The 18,519-nt window shown below is 65.1% G+C and carries 16 protein-coding genes, 1 tRNA gene and 1 pseudogene; 4 read left to right on the top strand and 14 right to left on the bottom strand.

What is annotated here, in order from left to right; all coding sequences use genetic code 11:
* Positions 1-266: 266 nt before the first annotated feature.
* On the top strand, positions 267-2,477 hold the full coding sequence (locus tag BT264_RS23895) for a hypothetical protein (RefSeq protein WP_072441774.1): 2,211 nt from the start codon (positions 267-269) through the stop codon (positions 2,475-2,477).
* A gap of 81 nt (positions 2,478-2,558) precedes the next feature.
* Here the strand turns inward: BT264_RS23895 and BT264_RS23890 are convergent, their stop codons facing one another.
* The 13 genes from BT264_RS23890 to BT264_RS23825 all read right to left on the bottom strand — a co-directional run bounded on the left by BT264_RS23890 (position 2,559) and on the right by BT264_RS23825 (position 15,730).
* Positions 2,559-2,975, bottom strand: a complete 417-nt coding sequence (locus BT264_RS23890; protein WP_072441730.1) for a MerR family transcriptional regulator — start codon at positions 2,973-2,975, stop codon at positions 2,559-2,561.
* Positions 2,976-3,037: 62 nt separating this feature from the next.
* Complete coding sequence (locus tag BT264_RS23885) at positions 3,038-3,424, bottom strand: integration host factor subunit alpha (RefSeq protein WP_040144036.1); 387 nt, start codon at positions 3,422-3,424, stop codon at positions 3,038-3,040.
* Positions 3,425-3,496: 72 nt separating this feature from the next.
* Positions 3,497-5,926 (bottom strand): phenylalanine--tRNA ligase subunit beta, encoded by a 2,430-nt coding sequence (gene pheT / locus BT264_RS23880; RefSeq protein ID WP_072441732.1) that lies wholly within the window; start codon positions 5,924-5,926, stop codon positions 3,497-3,499.
* Between the two features lie 97 nt (positions 5,927-6,023).
* The gene (gene pheS, locus BT264_RS23875; RefSeq protein WP_034184012.1) at positions 6,024-7,037 is read right to left on the bottom strand and encodes a phenylalanine--tRNA ligase subunit alpha; all 1,014 of its coding nucleotides are present in this window, start codon (positions 7,035-7,037) and stop codon (positions 6,024-6,026) included.
* A gap of 283 nt (positions 7,038-7,320) precedes the next feature.
* The gene (rplT, locus tag BT264_RS23870) at positions 7,321-7,680 is read right to left on the bottom strand and encodes a 50S ribosomal protein L20 (RefSeq protein ID WP_004192938.1); all 360 of its coding nucleotides are present in this window, start codon (positions 7,678-7,680) and stop codon (positions 7,321-7,323) included.
* Positions 7,681-7,710: 30 nt separating this feature from the next.
* Positions 7,711-7,908, bottom strand: coding sequence for a 50S ribosomal protein L35 (gene rpmI / locus BT264_RS23865; protein ID WP_004191477.1), 198 nt, complete (start codon positions 7,906-7,908; stop codon positions 7,711-7,713).
* Between the two features lie 190 nt (positions 7,909-8,098).
* Positions 8,099-8,623 (bottom strand): translation initiation factor IF-3, encoded by a 525-nt coding sequence (gene infC / locus BT264_RS23860; RefSeq protein ID WP_071734130.1) that lies wholly within the window; start codon positions 8,621-8,623, stop codon positions 8,099-8,101.
* A gap of 49 nt (positions 8,624-8,672) precedes the next feature.
* The gene (gene thrS, locus BT264_RS23855; protein ID WP_072441734.1) at positions 8,673-10,580 is read right to left on the bottom strand and encodes a threonine--tRNA ligase; all 1,908 of its coding nucleotides are present in this window, start codon (positions 10,578-10,580) and stop codon (positions 8,673-8,675) included.
* A 271-nt stretch (positions 10,581-10,851) separates the two neighbouring features.
* Positions 10,852-10,928 (bottom strand) — tRNA-Val (locus tag BT264_RS23845).
* An 85-nt stretch (positions 10,929-11,013) separates the two neighbouring features.
* Positions 11,014-13,248, bottom strand: coding sequence for a RelA/SpoT family protein (locus BT264_RS23840; protein ID WP_072441737.1), 2,235 nt, complete (start codon positions 13,246-13,248; stop codon positions 11,014-11,016).
* 54 nt (positions 13,249-13,302) lie between these two features.
* Positions 13,303-13,656, bottom strand: coding sequence for a RidA family protein (locus BT264_RS23835; RefSeq protein ID WP_034184009.1), 354 nt, complete (start codon positions 13,654-13,656; stop codon positions 13,303-13,305).
* An 80-nt stretch (positions 13,657-13,736) separates the two neighbouring features.
* A complete protein-coding gene (locus tag BT264_RS23830) occupies positions 13,737-14,633 on the bottom strand; it encodes an alpha/beta fold hydrolase (protein WP_072441739.1) in 897 nt (298 codons plus the stop codon).
* 188 nt (positions 14,634-14,821) lie between these two features.
* Positions 14,822-15,730 carry a LysR family transcriptional regulator gene (locus BT264_RS23825; protein WP_072441741.1) on the bottom strand — a complete coding sequence of 303 codons (909 nt, stop codon included), beginning with the start codon at positions 15,728-15,730 and terminating at the stop codon, positions 14,822-14,824.
* Positions 15,731-15,868: 138 nt separating this feature from the next.
* Here BT264_RS23825 and BT264_RS23820 point away from each other — a divergent pair, with 138 nt between their 5' ends.
* Genes BT264_RS23820 through BT264_RS23810 form a run of 3 tightly spaced genes read left to right on the top strand, consistent with a single transcriptional unit; the run spans position 15,869 to position 18,206 of the window.
* Entirely contained in the window at positions 15,869-16,426 is a 558-nt protein-coding gene (locus BT264_RS23820) for an ester cyclase (protein ID WP_072441776.1), read from the top strand.
* Positions 16,427-16,437: 11 nt separating this feature from the next.
* The gene (locus tag BT264_RS23815) at positions 16,438-17,454 is read left to right on the top strand and encodes a polysaccharide deacetylase family protein (RefSeq protein ID WP_072441743.1); all 1,017 of its coding nucleotides are present in this window, start codon (positions 16,438-16,440) and stop codon (positions 17,452-17,454) included.
* A gap of 35 nt (positions 17,455-17,489) precedes the next feature.
* The gene (locus tag BT264_RS23810; protein ID WP_072441745.1) at positions 17,490-18,206 is read left to right on the top strand and encodes an SDR family oxidoreductase; all 717 of its coding nucleotides are present in this window, start codon (positions 17,490-17,492) and stop codon (positions 18,204-18,206) included.
* A gap of 142 nt (positions 18,207-18,348) precedes the next feature.
* Here the strand turns inward: BT264_RS23810 and BT264_RS23805 are convergent.
* Positions 18,349-18,519: pseudogene (locus BT264_RS23805) on the bottom strand (succinyl-CoA--3-ketoacid-CoA transferase); the annotation flags it as partial.

Here is an 18,519-nt window from a genome sequence, read left to right as displayed (position 1 = left end):
ACCCGCGCCGGCCAAGGCTGGCAGCGGATTCGCCCATTCGTCTAAAAACACGTCGGCCGAGGGTCTGCACAAACCAAACGACCGTTTGATCCGGCCGCCCAGCCAGCCCGAATCCATTGTCCCGCAGCCCGTCGGCGCGCCGCGCCCGGGCGCCCGTTGTTTGGTAACGCCGCTCTAGCGCGCTATGACACACTGCACGGCATCGACGCTCGCGCCGGACAGTGGCGCGCGCCGCCGTCGATCACGACAAGACACGGAGACAGACGATGCGGAATGCGGTCCGGCGCGGCCATCGCTCGCCTTTGGCAATTTTCGACTGGATTTCCGGCCCGCGACGCGCGGCCGCCCCGGTTTCGCACAAGACAGCCCGCGTGTTCGGCTGCGGCGCGCTGGCGCTCGCGCTGCTCTGCACCGGTTGTGCGGAATCGTCCGCGCAGCGCGACGGCAACGCGTCGGTCGCGTCGACGAAGATCGAGCGCACCAAAGCCGAACGCCTCGCCCGCGAGCAGCAGATCGCGCGCACCGTGCCGTCGCTCGCATCGATCGGCCTCACGCAACCGCGCCCGTTCACGCTGCGCGACTCGGGCCAGAACGGCGCGATGACGTTCCTGCGCGACGTCGATTTCCGCATCGTCAACAACCTCGGCTTCTTCATCCATCGGTTGTCGGCCACGCTCGTGCCGACGCAGGCCGGCGCGCCGATCGTGTTCGACGATCCGACGAGCTTCGAGATCGACGTGCACGAAGGCACGGTCACGCTCGACAATGCGAAGCTGACCGCCCTCTTCAATACCTATATCTTCGGTTACCGCAACGCACCGCTGCGCAAGCTCGCCGTGTCGGCCGGCGACGGCGTGATCCACCTGCAGGGCGAAATGCAGCGCGACGGCTGGGTGCCGTTCTCGCTGACCGGCACGCTCGCGATCCGCGACGGCAGCCAGCTCGTGTTCCACCCGACCGGCGTGCGCGTGTCGGGCATCAACGCGCAGCCGGTGATGCGCGCGGCCAACGTGAAGATGGCCGACCTGCTGAAGGTCCAGACGCCGATCGCGCAGCTCGCCGGCGACGATCTCGTAATGTCGGTCGACAAGCTGATGCCGCCGCCGCGCCTGAAGCTCACGATCACCGCGTTGCGCGTGACGCCGGCCGGCCTCGACCTTACGCTCGACGACGGCACGCATGCGGGCTTTGCGATGCCTGCGAACGCGCCGCAGCAGGCGATGGTCATCCGCGGCGGCGACGTGAAGTTCATGCGCTCGATGCCGATGAACGCCGACATCCTGATCGGTCCGGTCGATCCGGCGAAGCGCGACCGGAATTTCGTGTTCGACCTGTATCACTATCGCGACCAGGTGTCGGCCGGCTACTTCAATTTCGACGAAAGCGGTGCGATGGCCATCCGGATGCCTTCGTACACGGGCCCGGCCAGCGGCGCGCAGCTCGGCAACGCGGCCGCACGCCTGAACGACAGCTTCCTCGCCGCGCAGCAGTATGCGCTGCGCGAGGTGCGCCAGCACTGGGAAGCCTACGCGCTCGCGGCGGACACGGCGCGGCCCGGCATGCAGAAGGTCGCGATGCGGCGCACGTCGACCACGCCGTTCAACGAGCGGCACGTGTCGAACCGCAACCCGACGATCCACCTGCACAACGTCGACTTCAACCTGTCCGGCGATATCGGCTTTCGTGTCGAGGATCTCGACGTCGAACTCGTGTCGAAGCGGCCCGGCGAGCCCGTCGACCTCGACGATCCGAACCAGTACGACATCCGCATTCTCGGCGGCACGGTCGTCGAGTCATGGAAGGCGATGTCCGCGCTCTTCAACAACTACCTGCTCGACTACTCGCCACGTTCGTTGAACGACCTGCGGCTCAGTGCGGACGGCCAGAACCTGCGCGTCCAGGGCGGCATCAAGCTGTGGAATCACGTGCCGGGCGTCTGGCTGCCGACCGACATGAAGGGCTCGCTGACGGTACTCGACGACCGGCACCTCGCGTTCAAGCCATCCGAGGTGTCGGTGCTCGGCATTCCGCAGGCGAAGCTGCTGCGCTCGCTCGGTATCGAGCTCGCTTCGCTGACGCCGCTGCAGCGTCGCGGCGCGGAACTGCGCGGCGACACGCTCGTGCTCGACCAGTACACCGTGTTCCCGCCGCCGGTGCTGAACGGCAAGCTCGGGCAGGCAACGGTCGAGCGCGACGGGCTGCGCCTCACGTTCCGGCGGGCCGCGGGCGCGCCCGTGCCAAAGCGGCCGCAGATCGATGCGCCGAGCTACATGTGGATGGAAGGCGGCGACATGAAGATGTTCAACGTGCTCGAACTGAACGTGCGCGCGCTGATCCGGAATTCGGCCGAGGCCGGCCCAATGCGTTTCGACCTGTACGACTACCGCAGCCAGGTCGCGCAGGGCTCGGTGAGAATGCTGCCGGACGGCACGCTGGTCGTCGACATGGGGCAGAAGAATCCGCTCGCGTCGCGCTGATCCGCGTGCGCGACGCGCATGAAAAAGCCCGGTGGCGCTTCGCCAACCGGGCTTTTCATTTCGTCCTTCGTACTTCGCGCTTCAGTCGTGCTTCAGTCCGTCGATCACGTCGAGCAGCGCCTGCCGCAACGCGATGACGTCGACGGTTGCGCCCGGCTTGCCGGGCGCACGCGCGTCGGCGGCCTGCATCTCGGCGGATTCGACCGGTTCCGCCGCAGCCCGCCCGCCGCTCGGCGAATCGAGCCGGTTGCGTGCACCGTTGATCGTGAACCCCTGCTCGTACAGCAACTCGCGAATCCGCCGGATCAGCAGCACTTCGTGATGCTGGTAATACCGACGATTGCCGCGCCGCTTCACCGGCCGCAGCTGAGTGAATTCCTGTTCCCAATAACGCAGCACATGCGGCTTGACCCCGCACAGTTCGCTGACTTCGCCGATCGTGAAGTAGCGCTTCGCGGGAATCGGAGGCAAAACGACTTTCTCAACCGTGGTGGTCATCGTCGGTTAACCGTCGGTAAAGGGTGCGCGGCGGCCGCGCGGAGACGTCAGCGCGCGGGGCGTTACTCCGCGCCGTTTTCGACCAGCGCCTTCAGCTTCTGGCTCGCGTGGAAGGTTACCACCCGGCGGGCCGCGATCGGAATCGCCTCGCCCGTCTTCGGGTTGCGGCCAGGACGCTGCGGCTTGTCGCGCAACTGGAAATTGCCGAACCCCGACAGCTTGACGCTTTCGCCGTTTTCAAGCGCGTCGCGGATCACCTCGAAAAACGCCTCGACCATGTCCTTCGCTTCACGCTTGTTCAGCCCGACGCTGTCGAACAGCAGCTCTGCCAGTTCCGCCTTCGTCAGCGTGGGCGTCTCGGCGGACGCCGGCGCCGAAGCGTCGCGGTTCATGGCGCTGCGTTGCGCCGTCAGGAGGGCTTCGAATTCACTCGAGGTCATGTCGTTCATATCTGCCATACAGCGCGTTGAATCAAAACTTACGATGGGAAAAAGCCGCCCGCAAGCGGGCGAGCCCTCTCCTTAGCCGCGCAGGCGCGCACCGGCACGAGCCATCCGCTCGACCAGCGTCTGGATCGCCTGATCGACGACCTCGTCCTGTAGCGTGCCAGCCGCGTCCTGCAGCGTCACGCGGAAGGCAAGGCTCTTCTCGTGCGCGGCAAGACCACCGGAAGTATTTGATTTTGCACGAAATTCGTCAAAGAGTACAACCTTCTGAACGAATCGGCAGGCTTCTTCGGCAAGCGCCTTCTTCATTTCGTCGAAAAGTGCCTGAACCTCGACCGCCTGATCGACGACAACGGCGATATCGCGACGTACCGGCGGGAATTTCGACACGTCGGTCGGCGCGGGCAGCGCACGCGCAATCAGCGCGTCCGCATCGATCTCGAACATCACGGGCGCATGCGGCAGCTCGTACTTCTGCATCAGGCGCGGGTGCAGCTCGCCGATCCAGCCGACCGCGCGGCCATCGACCTCGATCCGCGCGCTGCGGCCCGGATGGAGGGCCGGATGCTCTGCCTTCACGAAACGCGCGGCCGCGGGCGCGAGCAGCGCCTCCAGATCGCCCTTCACGTCGAAGAAATCGACCGCGCGGGTCGCGACGCCCCACTGTTCGTCGAGTGCCGGACCGTACGCAAGCGCGCCGACACGCTTCGGCTGCGAATGCCCCTCGACGGCCAGCTCGCCGGCCCTCACCGACGGATCGGCGAGGAACACGCGGCCCGACTCGAACACGCGCACGCGATCGGCGCGCCGGTTCAGGTTGTGGCGCAGCACGGCGATCAGGCTGCCGAACAGCGTCGTGCGCATCACCGAAAGCTGGCTCGCGATCGGGTTCAGCAGCCGGATCGGGTTGTCGTTGCCTGCGAAATCGTGCTCCCACTCCGCATCGACGAAGCTGAAGTTGACGGTTTCCGCATAGTCGCGCGCGGCGAGCGCATGACGGATGTCGTGGATCGAGCGCCGCGTCTCGTTGGTCGCACGCATTTCGCTCGTCGCGACCGGCGGACGTGCGGGGATCTTCTCGAAGCCGTAGATACGCGCCACTTCCTCGATCAGGTCTTCCTCGATCTCGATGTCGAAGCGGTGCGACGGCGGCGTCACGAGGAACGCGTCGTCTTCACGCTCGAACGGCAGGCCGAGGCGCGTGAAGATGCTGGCGATCTCGTCGGCGCCGATCTTCACGCCGATGATGCGGTTTGCGCGCGACACGCGCATCTTCACCGGTGCGCGCTGCGGCAGGTTCACGGACTGATCGTCGACCGGGCCGGCCTTGCCGCCGCAGATCTCGAGAATCAGCTGCGTGATGCGCTCGACGTGCTCGACGGTCGTCGCGTAATCGACGCCGCGCTCGAAGCGATGGGCCGCATCGGTCGAGAAGTTGTACTTGCGCGCGCGGCCGCGGATGCTGTCCGGCCACCAGAACGCGGCTTCCAGGTAGATGTTGGTCGTGTCGAGCGTGACGGCCGTGCTGTCGCCGCCCATGATGCCGGCTAGGCTTTCGACCTGGCGGTCGTCCGAAATCACGCCGACCGTTTCGTCGAGTTCGACCGTGTTGCCGTTGAGCAGCTTCAGCGATTCGCCGCGCTTGCCCCAGCGCACCTCGATGCCGCCGTGGATCTTGTCGAGATCGAACACGTGCGACGGACGGCCGAGCTCGAACATCACGTAGTTCGAGATGTCGACAAGCGCGGACACGCTTCGCTGGCCCGAACGCTCGAGACGCTCGACCATCCACTGCGGTGTCTTCGCATGCGCGTTCACGCCGCGGATCACGCGACCCGAGAAGCGGCCGCACAGATCCGGAGCGGCAATGCGCACCGGCAGCGTTTCGTCGAGCTCGACGCGCACCGGGCGGATGTCGACCGGCGTCAGCGGTGCGCCAGTGATCGCGGCCGTCTCGCGCGCGATGCCGAACACGGACAGGCAGTCGGCCTTGTTCGGCGTCAGCTTGATTTCGAAGATCGTGTCGTCGAGATTGAGCGTCTCGCGGATGTCCTGACCGACCGGCGTGTCTTCCGGCAGGATCAGCAGGCCGCTGTGGTCCTCGGACAGCTTCAGCTCGCGCGCCGAGCACAGCATCCCCTGGCTCTCCACGCCGCGCAGCTTCGACAGCTTGATCGCGAACGGCTTGCCGCCCTCTTCTGCCGGCGGCAGTTCCGCGCCGACCAGCGCGACCGGCACCTTGATGCCGGGCGCCACGTTCGGCGCGCCGCAGACGATGTTCAGCGTCGCGCCGGTGCCGGCGTCGACCTGGCAGACATTGAGCTTGTCCGCATCCGGATGCTTGACGACTTCGAGCACGCGGCCGACGACGATCTTCGACGTCGGCGGCGCAGCCTTGCTCAGCGATTCGACTTCGAGCCCCGCCATCGTCAGCGCGTGCGACAGTTCGTCGGTCGTGAGCTGCGGGTCGACAAAGGTTCTCAACCAGGATTCAGGGAATTGCATGGATGTCTACGTTCGAAACAGGTTAGATCGACGCCCGGGGCCCCATCGGATCGTCCGTCGGGGCGTGCGCGGGCACAGGTCGGCGCGGCGAGCGGCGTTATGCGAACTGGCGCAGGAAACGCAGGTCGTTCTCGAAGAACAGCCGGAGATCCTGGACGCCGTAGCGCAGCATCGTCAGGCGCTCGAGGCCGCTGCCGAACGCGAAGCCGATGTAACGCTCGGGATCGAGGCCCATGTTGCGAATCACGGTCGGATGCACCTGCCCCGAGCCGGAGATCTCGAGCCACTTGCCGGCGTTCTTGCCTTGCTCGAACATCATGTCGATTTCGGCCGACGGTTCCGTGAACGGGAAATACGACGGCCGGAAGCGCACGAGGATGTCGTCGCGCTCGAAGAATTTTTTCAGGAAGTCGGTATAGACGCCCTTGAGATCGGCGAAGCTGATGTTTTCGTCGATCCACAGCCCCTCGACCTGATTGAACATCGGCGAGTGGGTCGCATCGCTGTCGACGCGATACGTGCGGCCCGGCGCGATCACCTTGATCGGCGGACGGTTCATGCGCGCGTAACGCACCTGCATCGGGCTCGTGTGCGTGCGCAGCAGCAGTTGGCGGCCGTCGGCGTCCTTGCCTTCGACATAGAAGGTGTCCTGCATCGAACGCGCCGGATGGTTCTCCGGGCTGTTCAGCGACGTGAAGTTGTACCAGTCGGTCTCGATTTCGGGACCGTCGGCCACGTCGAAACCGATCGAGCGGAAAATCTGTTCGACGCGCTCCCACGTGCGCATCACGGGGTGCAGGCTGCCTGCACCGGCGCCGCGGCCCGGCAACGTCACGTCGATCGCCTCGGCGGCGAGGCGCTGGTTCAACAGCGCGTCGGCCAGCGCCTGGCGACGTGCGGTCAGCGCGGCTTCAACCTGCTGCTTCACGACGTTGATGCGTGCGCCTTCGGTTTTGCGTGCTTCGGGATCGAGCTTGCCGAGGCCCTTCAGCAACTCGGTCAGCGCACCCGATTTGCCGAGAAATCGTGCTTTCTCGTTTTCGAGCGTGGTGATGTCGGCAGCCTGTTCGAAGGACTGCTGCGCGTCGGCGACAATCTGGTCCAGATCCATAGATCCCATCATTTCCAACGTCATTCGGTCTTGGCGAGCGAAATCGCCCGGCCAACAAAAAACGGCCCCCACGCTCTCGTGCTTTGCATGGGACCGGAGTAAGCGCCAAAGGCGCTAACTCCGGATCGACACATTCGCTGCCCCCCGAGGGGGCGATCGGCCCTCTTGGGGCGGCCCAGCGAGGGCCGATAAAAAAAGGGGCTCGGAAGAGCCCCGTTTTCGCTGCAGCGGCCGAGACTACCGGATCATCGCTGCAACTAACCACGCAGTGCTAATTTCGCAATTAGGCTGCAACGGCGGCTTTCACCTGCTTGACGATCGCAGCAAAAGCAGCCTTGTCGAACACCGCCATGTCGGCCAGCACCTTACGGTCGAGTTCGATCGACGCCTTCTTCAGGCCGTTGATGAACACGCTGTAGGTCATGTCGTGCTGGCGAACTGCCGCGTTGATACGCGTGATCCACAGTGCGCGGAACACACGCTTCTTGTTGCGGCGATCGCGGTACGCGTACTGGCCAGCGCGCATCACCGCCTGCTTGGCGATGCGGTAGACGTTATTGCGGCGGCCGCGATAACCCTTGGCCAGGTTGATGATCTTCTTGTGGCGGGCCCGTGCGGTTACCCCACGTTTGACTCGAGGCATGTTTCTCTCCTTAGAGTATCGATTGAGGGGTTACGCGAACGGGAGCATCGCGCGGACGGAGTTCAGATCGGAATCATGAACTGCCGTTGCGCCGCGCAGATGGCGCTTGTTCTTCGTGGTTTTCTTGGTCAGGATGTGGCGCTTGAAGGCTTGACCGCGCTTGACGGTACCGCCCGGACGCACCACGAAGCGCTTTGCAGCGCTCTTCTTGGTCTTCATCTTAGGCATGACGAACAACTCCAGTTTATTAGATGGCGATGGGTGTGCGGTTGGCTTGCGCCCTTGACCCGCCCTTCGAAACCCAGTCCACTTGTGTACGGCGTGCCGCTTGCGCAGCCGCCGTCATTGTTGGCGCGCCGCCCTGACCGGGCAACGCGCCGAACCACTTCCGAACCTGCGCGCGAAGCGCGCGAGCCCGTTACTTCTTTTTCTTCGGCGAGAGCACCATGATCATCTGGCGCCCTTCCATCTTCGGCATCTGCTCGACCTGGCCGACTTCCTCGAGATCCGTGCGCAGACGCTCAAGCATCCGCATACCGATTTCCTGGTGAGCCATTTCGCGACCGCGGAAACGCAACGTGATCTTCGTCTTGTCGCCCTCTTCGAGGAAGCGCACGAGATTGCGAAGCTTGACGTTGTAATCCCCGTCATCGGTACCCGGGCGGAACTTGACTTCCTTGACCTGGATGACCTTCTGCTTCAGCTTCGCTTCGTGCTGCTTCTTCGATTCCTGGTACTTGAACTTGCCGTAATCCATCAGACGGCAAACCGGGGGAACCGCTTGCGGCGCGATTTCCACCAGGTCAACATCCAGTTCTTCCGATTTACGGAAAGCATCAGCGAGTTTTACGATACCGAGCGGTTCGTTCTCGATCCCGACCAGACGCACTTCCGGCGCAGTGATTTCACCGTTGATGCGATGCGACGACTTATCAGTAGCGATGTTACGTTTCCTCTAAAAATTAAAAAAACGAGCCGCGCTGCCAGGGTGGTTACTTGAACGAGCGCAGGTCTTCCTGCAGACGCTCAACGAAGGCATCGACCGGCATCACGCCAAGATCGACGCCGCCACGGGCACGCACGGCTACCGTTTGCGCATCACGCTCCTTATCGCCCACGACGAGGAGATAAGGTACCTTTTCCAGCGTGTGCTCGCGTATTTTATAGCTAATCTTCTCGTTGCGCAAATCTGCCGTCACTCTAACCCCTTGTTTTTGCAACGATTGGGCCAGAGATTGCGCATATTCGACCTGACTTTCGGCGATATTGAGCACAACAGCCTGCATCGGCGCGAGCCAGACCGGCATCGCACCAGCGTGGTGCTCGATCAAAATGCCGAGGAATCGCTCCATCGAACCGACGATCGCACGGTGCAGCATCACGGGCCGGCGACGGCTGTTATCTTCCGCCACGTACTCGGCGCCGAGACGTTCCGGCAGCATCATGTCGAGCTGCAGCGTGCCGCACTGCCACGAACGGCCGAGCGCGTCCTTGATGTGGTACTCGATCTTCGGACCATAGAATGCACCCTCGCCCGGCAGTTCTTCCCACTGGAGGCCGCACGCCGTCAGCGCTTCACGCAGGCCCTGCTCGGCACGGTCCCACGTTTCGTCGGAACCCATGCGCTGCTCCGGACGCAGCGACAGCTTGATGTCGATGTGGTCGAAGCCAAAATCGCCATACACGCTCATCGCGAGCCTGTTGAACGCGATCGACTCGGCAATGATCTGGTCTTCCGTACAGAAGATGTGCGCATCGTCCTGCACGAAGCCGCGCACGCGCATCAGGCCGTGCAGCGCGCCCGACGCCTCGTTGCGGTGGCACGAGCCGAATTCCGCGTAACGCAACGGCAGGTCGCGATACGAACGCAGGCCGTGCTTGAACACCTGGACGTGCCCCGGACAGTTCATCGGCTTGATCGCGTAGTCGCGCTTCTCCGACTCCGTCGTGAACATGTTCTCGCGGTAGTTCTGCCAGTGGCCGGACGCTTCCCACAGCGAGCGGTCCATGATCATCGGCGTCTTGATCTCGAGGTAGCCGGCTTCGTTCACGCGGCGGCGCATGTACTGCTCGACCTGCTGCCACAGCGCCCAGCCCTTCGGATGCCAGAACACCATGCCCGGCGACTCTTCCTGCATATGAAACAGGTCGAGCTGCTTGCCGAGCTTGCGGTGGTCGCGCTTTTCCGCTTCCTCGAGCATGTGCAGGTACTGATCCTGGTCTTCCTTCTTCGTCCAGGCCGTGCCGTAGATGCGCTGCAGCTGCTCGTTCTTCGAATCGCCGCGCCAGTACGCGCCCGCGACCTTCATCAGCTTGAAGACTTTCAGCTTGCCGGTCGACGGCACGTGCGGGCCGCGGCACAGATCGGTGAAGCCGCCATGCGAATACAGCTTGATTTCGTCGCTTTGCGGAATCGATTCGATGATCTCGGCCTTGTACTTCTCGCCGAGGCTGCGGAAGTAACCTGCAGCCTCGTCGCGCGACACGACACGGCGCGTCACGGGCTCGTCCTTCTTCGCGAGCTCCTGCATGCGCTTTTCGATCTTTTCCAGATCTTCCGGCGTAAACGGACGATTGTACGAGAAATCGTAATAGAAGCCGTTGTCGATCACGGGGCCGATCGTCACCTGCGCATCCGGATACAGGTCCTTCACCGCGTACGCGAGCAAGTGCGCGGTCGAGTGACGGATGATGTCGAGGCCGTCGGCATCCTTGTCCGTGACGATGGCGAGCGACGCGTCGCGGTCGATCACCGCGGACGTATCGACGAGTTCGCCGTCGAGCTTGCCACCAAGCGCAGCCTTCGCAAGGCCGGGACCGATCGAGGCTGCAACCTCGGCAACTGTCACCGGATGCTCGTATTGTCGAACTGAGCCGTCAGGCAAGCGTATCGAAACCATAGCAATCTCCGTGATGCCGACAGTGGGCGGCAGACCAGGCACGCGATGTAAAAGTCACGCGCGGAATTTTCGCGACAAAAAAAATGCGGCCCCGCTTTCGAGGGGCCGCATTCGATACTTCACTCAAACTGAAAGGGCGAAAACGTTCCTCGACTAGCGTCGCTCCGAAGTGGTTTCGGTCAACGTTCGCGGTGTCATAACCGTATTCGCCTTGTTCGCGTTGAGCTATTTACTACATCGAATACCCGGAAACCGGGCATTCTCAATTCGTTGGTAGGCTCGATTGGACTCGAACCAACGACCCCCACCATGTCAAGGTGGTGCTCTAACCAGCTGAGCTACGAGCCTAGAGAAGCTGAAATTATATGGAGTCGCTGTCGGTTTGGCAAGCGTTTTTATGCGGTCGCAGCAAAATAACGGGGTTCGAGCCCCATCATGCCTTGCGACCGGCCCGTACGACACCCTGCACCTCACCGAGCAGCGTGCAGGCGCGCTGGACTTGCGCCGAGTTCGACACCTCGACCGTGAACTGCATGAATGCCGCATTGCGGCGACTCTGCGTCTTCACGCCCACCACGTTCATCTTTTCGCGCGCGAACACTTCGGAGATGTCGCGCAGCAACCCTTGCCGGTCGCTCGCCTCGATCATCAGGTCGACCGGATAGACGGACGCGCCGCGCCCGCCCAGCACGTCGGCCGACCAGGTCGTCTGCAGCACGCGTTCCGGCGCGCGCTCGACCATCCGGCGAAACGTCGGGCAATCGCTGCGGTGGATCGACATCCCCTTGCCGCGCGTGACGAAGCCGCTAATCGGATCGGGCGGTGCCGGCCGGCAGCAACGCGCGAGCTGGGTCAGCAGCGCGTCGACGCCCACCACCAGCACGCCGGTCGACGCACCGTGCGCAACGCTCGCGCCGCTGCTGCGCTTCTCGAAATCGGCTGGCGCCTCGGGCGCCGGCTCGGGCGGCGGCGCATCCGACAGCGCATATTCGACGTTGCGCAGGCTGAATTCTTCCTTGCCGACGACCGAGAACAACTCCTCGGGCGACTTGAAGCCGAGCTTCGCGGCGAGGTTGTCCAGGTTGACCGACGTCTTGCCCTCGCGCTGCAGCGTCTTTTCGACGAGCGCCCGGCCATGCGAAACATTTTCTTCCTGCTCGATCGAGTTGAACCACGCCCGCACCTTCTGACGCGCGCGCGAACTCTTCAGGTAACCGAGCTGCAGGTTCAGCCAGTCGCGCGACGGCCCGCCCTCCTTCACCGCGACGATCTCGACCGTCTGGCCGTTCGCGAGCGGCGTGTTCAGCGGCACCATCACGCCGTCGACGCGCGCGCCGCGGCAACGATGACCGAGCTCGCTGTGCAAGTGGTACGCGAAATCGACCGGCGTCGCGCCCTGCGGCAGCGCGATCACGCGCGCCTGCGGCGTCAGCACGTAGATGTGGTCGTCGTCGAGCGACGTCTCGCGCAATTGCGCCCACGCCTGGTCGCCCGATACCCCCGGGCCGTCCTCGACATCGTCCTTCCATGCGAGCAACTGACGCAGCCACGCGATCTTCTCGTCGTACTTGTCGCTCGCCGAGAACTGGCCGCCGTAGCCGCGCGCACCGGCCTCCTTGTAGCGCCAGTGCGCGGCAACGCCGTACTCCGCGAAGCGGTGCATCTCCTGCGTGCGGATCTGCACTTCGAACGCACGGCCGTCGTCGCCGATCACGACCGTATGCAGCGACTTGTAGCCGTTCGGCTTCGGCCGCGAGATGTAGTCGTCGAACTCCTTCGGCACCGGCTGCCACAGGTGATGCACGATGCCAAGCACCGCGTAGCAATCCTTGATGTCGGGCACGATCACGCGAAACGCACGCACGTCGTACAGCTCGGCGAAATCGAGCTCCTTGCCGCGCATCTTGCGCCAGATGCTGTAGATGTGCTTCGGCCGGCCGCTCACGTCGGCCTGGATGTGCGCGTCCGCCAGCTCGTGCTGCAGCCGCCCGATCGCCTGCGTGACGTACGCCTCGCGTTCGATGCGCTTCTCGTCGAGCAGCTTCGCGATCCGCTTGTAGGTGACGGGATCCTCGAAGCGGAACGCGAGATCCTCGAGCTCCCACTTCAGTTGCCAGATTCCGAGGCGGTTCGCGAGCGGCGCATAGATCTCGAGCGTCTCGCGCGCGACGTCGGGCGGCGGGTCGATCTTCGCGGCCGCGTAGTAGCGCAGCGACTGCAACCGCGACGCGAGCCGGATCAGCACCACGCGGATGTCCTGCGCAAACGCGAGCAGCATCTTGCGCAGCGCCTCGATCTGCGTGCGCCGCTCTTCCGCCGCGTCGCGCCCGGCGTCGGGCACCGCGTTCTGCGCGGCGCGCAGGCTGACGGTGCCGAGCCGCAACAGCTTGCGCACGTCCGACACGAGCCGCGCCACTTCGTCGCCGAAACGTTCGGTGAGCTCGCGCTCCGGGTCGTTCAGGTGCGGCGTCAGCACGAACAGCGCGGCGGCCTGCATCGCGGACGGATCGACGTTCAGCGTGCGCATGATCGACGCCGTGCCCGCCGAGTGATCGGCGAGCAGTTCGCCGGACGACAGCCGTGCGTCGCCGGCCCGCTCGCGCACGAACGCGAGCACGTCGTCGAACGACGGTGCCGCGACGGGAGAAGTGGAAACGGACTCGGTCATTGCACGGCCTGACGGAATGCGGTCATCGTCTGTTGATGCTCAGCTCTGCCTCGCTCAGCTCCGCTGCGCGGCAACGACCACGATCTCGACGAGCAGCGCCGGATCCGCGAGCTTCGCCTCGACGGTGGCGCGCGGCGGCGTGTTGCCCTGCGCGACCCATGCGTCCCACTCCGCATTCATGCCTTCGAAGTTCGCCAGATCCGAGATGTAGATCTGTACCGACAGCAGATGCGCCTTGTCGCTGTTCGCTTCGGCAAGCAGGCGGTCGATGTGGCCGAGCACTTCGCGCGTCTGGCCCCTGATGTCCTGCGCGGTGTCTTCGGCGATCTGGCCGGCCAGATACACGGTACCGTTGTGGATCGCGGTTTCGGAGAGACGGGCCCCGACGTGATGACGAATGACTGCCATGGAATGTTCCGGTCGTGAGTGGGTAAAGAATCGGACGACGACACGGCCCGCGTGCCGCCGAACCGCATATTATGACGCGTTTATGCGTCGCCTTCGACGAAAAACCGCCGCGCGAGCGCAATCTGGTCGGCGCCGATGAACGCCGGCGCGTGGCCCGCACCGGGAATCTCGGCCTGCGTCACATGCCGGCCGCGACGTATCATGCCGGCCACCGTCTCGCGCGACAGCAGGTCGGACGTCTCGCCGCGCACGACGAGCAGCGACGCGTCCGTCGTCTCGATGGCACGCCACAGCGCTGCCTCGCCGAGCGCGGCCAGTTCGGGCGTCGTCGCCTTGAACGGCTCGGCAATGCGCGGATCGTAACGCATCGTCCAGCCGCCTTCGGGCAGCTCGCGCAGCAGCGGCCCGTTGATTTCGCGCCACTCGTCGGCGGCCAGCGCGCCGAACGGCAGCGACAACGACGTCAGATAGTCGACACCCTCCTGCTCGGTCGCAAAGCGCGGCTGCACGCCGAGATACTCGCCGATGCGCGTCAGCGAATCGGGTTCGATGCGCGGGCCGACGTCGTTGACGATCATCCGCCGCAGCGGCGAACCGGGCAGCCCCGCGAACGCGATGCCGATCAGACCGCCCATCGACGTGCCGAACCAGTCGACCGATTCGACGTCGAGCCGCGCGATCAGCGTCACCATGTCGGCCACGTATTGCGGGATCGCATAGAGTCGTGGATCGGCGAGCCAGTCAGACCGGCCGCGCCCGACGACATCAGGGCAAACGACGCGATAGGTATCGGACAGCGCGGCGGCGAGCCGGTCGAAATCGCGCCCGGAACGGGTCAGGCCGTGCACGCAGATCAGCACGCGCGGATTGGCGGGGTCGCCCCATTCGGTATAGGCGACGTGATGAAGGCCGGCAGCGCTCGCACACTGCACGCGCCGCTGGCGAGGAACCGGGGGATTCGCTGGGGTCGTTGGCATCGTTGGCATCCTGTCGAACGGGGGCGCGCAGCGAGGCAACGCTGGTGCGGCCCAATGCAGACGATTGTAAACCGCTTCGGTCGCTCGGCGCGGTCCGCCGCCGGCCATCCATGCCGCGGAATGCTGCGCGCGTGATGTTCGCCGTGCGCCCTCTTTCGACGAAACGATCCACACAATCGCGCGCAACGTCAGCTCTCGTCCCAGCGCCACGCCGCCTGCAAGTGCTCGCGCATGAAGTCGACGAACGTCCGCACGCGCAACGCGAGATGCCGCCCGCCCGGATAGACCGCATGCAGCGGCGCCGCTGGCGCCGCATACGCAGGCAGCACCCGCACGAGCCGGCCCGCCTCGAGATCGGACGCGACGTCCCAGATCGACTTCAACGCAATGCCCGCGCCGTCGAGCGCAAGCATGCGCGCCGCGCCTCCGTCGTTGGTCAGCACCGCCGCCGCGACCTCGACCGCGATCGGGCCGTCCAAGCCATCGAACCGCCATTCGGCCTGCAGTTGCTCGCCCATCACGATGCAACGGTGCGCACGCAGCTCGCCGGGATGCACCGGTAAGCCGCATTCGGCCACGTATGCCGGCGACGCGCACAGCACACGGCGGTTCGGCGCCAGTTCACGCGCAATCATCGACGAATCGGCGAGACTGCCGATCCGCACCGCGACGTCGATCTCGTGCGCGAGCAGATCAACGACCGTGTCGGTCAGAATCAGTTGCACGCACACCTGCGGATGCCGGCGCCGGAACTCGGCGACGAGCGGCGCGATCCGCAGTCGCCCGATCTCGCCCGGCGCGGTCACGCGCAGCAGGCCGCTCACCGTGCCGCGACGATCCTGCATCAGCGTTTCCGCCAGGTCGACTTCGGCGAGGATGCGCAGCACCTGTGCATGGAACAGAGCGCCCTCGTCGGTCAACGTCTGCCGGCGAGTCGTCCGGTGCAGCAGGCGCACGCCGAGCCGAGCCTCCAGGTGCGCAAGCCGTTTGCTGATTACAGACAGCGACAAGTCCTGCTCCCGCGCCGCCGCCGACAGGCTGCCCGCCGCGACGACGATCGAGAAGGTTTCCAGCGCAGGCAGGTCGTCGATCAGCATTCGAGCATCCTCGAGCCGCCACCCTTTCCTTTTTTCGAATAATCCATTCGCTTCCCTTTGGTATTTATATCGAATTCGGAAACCTACCATGACGTCACTGCGCCATCCAGGCGCACCATCATGAAAAAGGAGAATCCGATGTCTGCCTTGCAACGATTCCTGCGCCGCTCGATTGCCGGCACGCTCGCGACGACGTTTGCCGCAGTCGCGCTACCGCCTGTCACCGCCAATGCGGCCGATCTCGCGGCTCCGTTGCACCTGACGGTCGCGGCCGGACTGCCTGCCGCGCAGGCGCGCGGCCAGATCCTTGCGGCGCGCCGCTACGCCACGTTCTGGGACACCGGAGACGAGGCGCTTGCGCGCACGGCACTCGCTGCCGACTTCACGGATCGCACACTGCCGGCCGGACGCGCCCAGGGCCTGCCGGGGCCGCTCGCGGCATCACGAACGATGCGCGCGGCGATTCCCGACCTGCATTGCGAGATCGAGCAGATGATCGTCGCCGGCGATCGCGTCGTCGTTCACCTGCGGTTTCGCGGGCATTTCACCGAGGTCTTCGGTAACACGACCGGTCATGGACAGGCAGTCGATTTCATCGCGACCGACATCTACCGGATCGCGGCCGGCCGGATCGCCGAGAACTGGCACATCGAAGACAACCTGACGCTGATGCGCCAACTCGGCGTCGCAAACTGAGGGCTCGGCCGATGACGAACTTCGATCCTTCGATGCGCACGGCCCGCCGCGCGTTTCTCGCACAGGCCGGTGCGGGCGCCGGGCTGGCCGCCGCCGGCGCGGTACTCGGCAGCGCGGCGCGGGGCGCAAGCGCCGCAACGGCCGGGCCGCTCGCCGCGCCGACCGCCGCACACGGCAAGTTCTGGCCGGACGACATCCGCCTGGCGATCTCGATCTCGATGCAGTTCGAAGCCGGCGGGCAACCGCCCAAGGGCGCGGACAGCCCCTTCCCGCCCGTCGCGTTTCCCCCGTCCGTGCCGGTCGATCTCGCGTCAGCCACCTGGTTCGCTTACGGCTACCGGGAAGGGATTCCGCGCCTTCTCGACCTGTGGGACCGCCACGACGTGAAAGTCACGTCGCACATGATCGGGGAAGCCGCGCGCCGCCATCCCGAACTGGCCCGAGAGATCGTCGCGCGCGGCCACGAAGCGGCCGCGCACGGCCCGACCTGGCGCGCGCAATTCGCGATGAGCCGCGACGACGAGCGACGCTTCCTGACCGAAGCGCGCGACATGGTCGAGGCGGCGACCGGCACGAGGCCGATCGGCTACAACTGCAACTGGTTGCGGCGCGGGCCAAATACGCTGTCGTTGCTGCAGGAACTCGGCTACGTCTATCACATCGACGACGTCAGCCGCGACGAGCCGTTCATCGAGACCGTCGGCGGCCGCGACTTCGTGGTCGTCCCGTACACGCTGCGCAACAACGACATCCTGCTGATCGAAGGCCGCAATTACTCGCCGACGATGTTCCTGGAGCAGATCAAGCTCGATTTCGACCAGCTCTACGCGGAGGCCGGGCAGCGACGCAGGCTGATGTCGATCAGCGCACACGACCGGATCAGCGGCACGCCGCAGATGGTCCATGCGTGGGACGAATTCCTGCGCTACGCGCGAGCGCATCCGGGTGTCGCGTTCATGCGCAAGGACGAGATCGCGCGTTACGCGCTCGGCAGCGCGGCGACACTGCGCGAAACCGAGACGATCTGACCGGATTTCTTTCTTCTCAACGGAAACGAACCATCATGAACGATTCATTCAATGGCAACGCGGTGCTCGTGGTCGGCGGAAGCTCCGGGATCGGCGCGGCCGCCGCGCAGGCATTCGCACAACGCGGCGCACGTGTGACGATCGCTTCGCGCGACGCACGCAAGGGCGAGGCGATCGCAGCCGCAATCGGCCGCGGCACGCGCTTCGCACCGCTCGACATCACGCGAACCGACGAAGTCGACGCATTCTGCGCACGCGCCGGCCAGTTCGACCACGTCGTGATTTCCGCAGCCCAGACCGCAACGGGCCCGGTCCGTTCGCTCGCATTCGACGCCGCGCAGGCCGCGATGGACAGCAAGTTCTGGGGCGCGTATCGCATCGCGCGTGCAATCGACGTCGCCCCGGGCGGCTCGCTGACGTTCGTGTCGGGGTTTCTCGGCGTGCGACCGAGTGCATCGTCGGTGCTGCAGGGCGCCATCAATGCGGCACTCGATGCACTGGCCCGCGGCCTGGCGCTCGAACTGGCCCCCGTACGCGTCAACACGGTATCGCCCGGCCTGATCGCCACGCCGCTGTGGGACAAGCTCGCGACCGACGCGCGCGACGCCATGTTCGCCGGCGCCGCGCAGCGGTTGCCGGCGCGCCGCGTGGGCCGGCCCGAGGATGTCGCGAACGCGATCGTCTATCTGGCAGCGACGCCGTACTCGACCGGTTCGACCGTGCTCGTCGACGGCGGCGGCGCAATCGCGTAGTACGTCGAGAAAGGTCCGCGACACGGGCGCGATCGCCATGGAAACGCGCATTCCCGCGCGCCAAAAGACAGCGCCCCGCATGCATCGAAGCATGCGGGGCGCCGTAGCCGCGCAACGGCGCGCGGCGCCAGGTTCCGTCGGCTTACGCGACCGCGCTCACGTCGAGCGGTGCGCCCGTCTTCGCCTGGATCTCGTCGGCGCTCACGCCGTCGGCGAGCTCGAGAACCTTCAGGCCGGCCGGCGTCACTTCGATCACGCCGAGATCGGTGATGATCAGGTCGACCACGCCGACACCCGTCAACGGCAGGTTGCA

It is taken from the genome of Burkholderia sp. NFPP32, from assembly GCF_900119325.1.
GTDB classification, from domain to species: domain Bacteria; phylum Pseudomonadota; class Gammaproteobacteria; order Burkholderiales; family Burkholderiaceae; genus Burkholderia; species Burkholderia pyrrocinia_C.
This window is presented reverse-complemented; position numbering and strand designations above follow the sequence as displayed.

What these genes read in the sequence shown, in the direction of transcription:
- BT264_RS23895 (WP_072441774.1), top strand. Translation starts at nt 267, where the DNA reads ATGCGGAATGCGGTCCGGCGCGGCCATCGCTCGCCTTTGGCAATTTTC.
- BT264_RS23890 (WP_072441730.1), bottom strand. Translation starts at nt 2,975, where the DNA reads ATGACCACCACGGTTGAGAAAGTCGTTTTGCCTCCGATTCCCGCGAAG.
- BT264_RS23885 (WP_040144036.1), bottom strand. Translation starts at nt 3,424, where the DNA reads ATGAACGACATGACCTCGAGTGAATTCGAAGCCCTCCTGACGGCGCAA.
- pheT (WP_072441732.1), bottom strand. Translation starts at nt 5,926, where the DNA reads ATGCAATTCCCTGAATCCTGGTTGAGAACCTTTGTCGACCCGCAGCTC.
- pheS (WP_034184012.1), bottom strand. Translation starts at nt 7,037, where the DNA reads ATGGATCTGGACCAGATTGTCGCCGACGCGCAGCAGTCCTTCGAACAG.
- rplT (WP_004192938.1), bottom strand. Translation starts at nt 7,680, where the DNA reads ATGCCTCGAGTCAAACGTGGGGTAACCGCACGGGCCCGCCACAAGAAG.
- rpmI (WP_004191477.1), bottom strand. Translation starts at nt 7,908, where the DNA reads ATGCCTAAGATGAAGACCAAGAAGAGCGCTGCAAAGCGCTTCGTGGTG.
- thrS (WP_072441734.1), bottom strand. Translation starts at nt 10,580, where the DNA reads ATGGTTTCGATACGCTTGCCTGACGGCTCAGTTCGACAATACGAGCAT.
- BT264_RS23840 (WP_072441737.1), bottom strand. Translation starts at nt 13,248, where the DNA reads ATGACCGAGTCCGTTTCCACTTCTCCCGTCGCGGCACCGTCGTTCGAC.
- BT264_RS23835 (WP_034184009.1), bottom strand. Translation starts at nt 13,656, where the DNA reads ATGGCAGTCATTCGTCATCACGTCGGGGCCCGTCTCTCCGAAACCGCG.
- BT264_RS23830 (WP_072441739.1), bottom strand. Translation starts at nt 14,633, where the DNA reads ATGCCAACGACCCCAGCGAATCCCCCGGTTCCTCGCCAGCGGCGCGTG.
- BT264_RS23825 (WP_072441741.1), bottom strand. Translation starts at nt 15,730, where the DNA reads ATGCTGATCGACGACCTGCCTGCGCTGGAAACCTTCTCGATCGTCGTC.
- BT264_RS23820 (WP_072441776.1), top strand. Translation starts at nt 15,869, where the DNA reads ATGTCTGCCTTGCAACGATTCCTGCGCCGCTCGATTGCCGGCACGCTC.
- BT264_RS23815 (WP_072441743.1), top strand. Translation starts at nt 16,438, where the DNA reads ATGACGAACTTCGATCCTTCGATGCGCACGGCCCGCCGCGCGTTTCTC.
- BT264_RS23810 (WP_072441745.1), top strand. Translation starts at nt 17,490, where the DNA reads ATGAACGATTCATTCAATGGCAACGCGGTGCTCGTGGTCGGCGGAAGC.